The organism is Kitasatospora sp. NPDC041917 (genome assembly GCF_055589745.1).
The window spans coordinates 1-1,618 of the sequence record NZ_JBVJBI010000108.1 but is presented as its reverse complement, the minus strand read 5'-3'; the positions used below and the strand labels follow the sequence as shown (position 1 = coordinate 1,618).

At 66.3% G+C, this 1,618-nt stretch carries 3 protein-coding genes; all 3 read left to right on the top strand.

What is annotated here, in order from left to right:
• Positions 1 to 239 precede the first annotated feature (239 nt).
• The 3 genes from ACZ6EM_RS40370 to ACZ6EM_RS40360 are packed head-to-tail and all read left to right on the top strand — an operon-like array spanning position 240 to position 1,568.
• Entirely contained in the window at positions 240 to 683 is a 444-nt protein-coding gene (locus tag ACZ6EM_RS40370) for a tyrosine-type recombinase/integrase (protein ID WP_465774676.1), read from the top strand.
• Positions 680 to 901, top strand: coding sequence for a hypothetical protein (locus tag ACZ6EM_RS40365; protein WP_465774675.1), 222 nt, complete (start codon positions 680 to 682; stop codon positions 899 to 901). The genes ACZ6EM_RS40370 and ACZ6EM_RS40365 overlap by 4 nt, the downstream gene beginning before the upstream one ends.
• 58 nt (positions 902 to 959) lie before the next feature.
• Positions 960 to 1,568 (top strand): hypothetical protein, encoded by a 609-nt coding sequence (locus tag ACZ6EM_RS40360; protein WP_465774674.1) that lies wholly within the window; start codon positions 960 to 962, stop codon positions 1,566 to 1,568.
• Positions 1,569 to 1,618 lie beyond the last annotated feature (50 nt).

The following is a 1,618-nucleotide window of genomic DNA, read 5'->3' as shown; positions in this document are numbered from 1 at the left end:
AGCGCCATTGCCCCCGACGATTCGCGGACCGTCGCGAGTTCGCATCGGATGCAATTGGCGGCGCTTGGAACATCCGTGCCAGATCGTGCGCTAAGGCCGGATCGGCGCTGGTGGGTGGTCAGTCGGGGACTGACAGTGGGATGGTGGTGAAGTCTTCCCACAGATGACGGCGAGCCATAGCTGGCAATGCCGCGGCTCGCCACGACGCGTGGGTCCAGCGACCGGTCCGCTATGTGTTCATGCGCCGGGGCAAGCCGATGGGCCGGCAGTTCCTGTTCGCCGACTCCCTGGAGATCGCATGCCGCAAGGCCGGAATGGTCGACGGCGATGGCAACCCCACAGTGACCGTCCACCGATTCCGGCATACCGTCGGCACCCAGCTCGCTGAGGGCGGCGCCCAGATCCAGACCATCATGGCGATCCTCGGGCACCGCAACGCGCAGATGTCGGCCACCTACTCCCACATCAGCGACCCCGTCCTGAAGGATCAGTACGAGAAGGTCATCGCCGTCGGCGGCCGGATCGCGGGCCCCGCCGCGGAGGAACTGCTCAGCAGCCGGATCGGCGAGGACACTCTGAACTGGCTCAAGAGCAACTTCCTCAAGACCGAACTCGAACTGCGACACTGCCTGCGGGCACCCGCCGAAGGCCCTGCGAGTGCGACCTCTACCTCCGCTGCTTGAAGTTCCTCACCACCAGCGAGTACGCACCACGCCTGCGAACCCGACTCTCCCGAGAGCAGCAGCTCGCCCAGGACGCCATCGAGCGCGGCTGGCCCCGCGAGGTCGAACGTCACACCGCCATCGCCGACCGCATCCGGAGCCTCCTCGCGGACCTCGGCGAGAGCACCGACTCCGCCCCTGACGATCACTGCCCACCGCCCCGAGTCCTCACGGATTGAAGAACAGGATTGAAGAACAGGGTGGACAGCCGGACGGCAACAGCTCAAGGTGGTCGGCATGCTGTCCCTTCGGAGCATCCCCCGCACGGCTCGCCGCCAGACTCCGCTCACCAAGGCGGAACGCGTCCAAGTGCTCGACGAGTTCAACGCCGCGGTGCGGTGCCCCGACGCGCACGGCGGCCTCGCACACTTGCCGGTCCTCCTCGATGCCCTCGCCCAGGACGAGGCACGGCCCGACGGCACGCGGTGGATCGTGGACGACAACGCGCGGTTGGACATGGCGGCATTGCTGCGTTACTGCTTTCCCCAGCCGGAGGTTCATGTGGTGGCTGCGGAGTACGGCGCCGCAGCTCACAAGCGTGGCTGGCTCCGTCTCGATCGAGCCTTGCCGACTCACGACTACACGAGCCTCGTCGAGACAGCCGAAGGCTGGGCGGAGACCGACCGCACGCTCGACGATGTTCTGCACGTGTATGGTCGGCCCTCCGCGATCTTCGGCGACCAAGATCTGCGTTCGGCCAAGACTATTGGGTATGCCACCGGCGATCGGACCGATCCGCTCGCTGCTTTCCACTTCGGCGAGGCGGGAGCCGCCCCATCGGCACGCCTGCTTGCCTTCCGGAGGGGTCTGTACAAAGAACGGTGTAACTCCCGATCAAGGAAGTAGCGCCTGATGAAGGAAGTGACTGTCTCGGCCGAGGCCGTGGAGGCCGTGCG

Excerpts from the sequence above, each read along its gene's own strand:
- ACZ6EM_RS40360 (WP_465774674.1), top strand. The coding sequence starts at position 960 with ATGCTGTCCCTTCGGAGCATCCCCCGCACGGCTCGCCGCCAGACTCCG.
- ACZ6EM_RS40370 (WP_465774676.1), top strand. The coding sequence starts at position 240 with ATGCGCCGGGGCAAGCCGATGGGCCGGCAGTTCCTGTTCGCCGACTCC.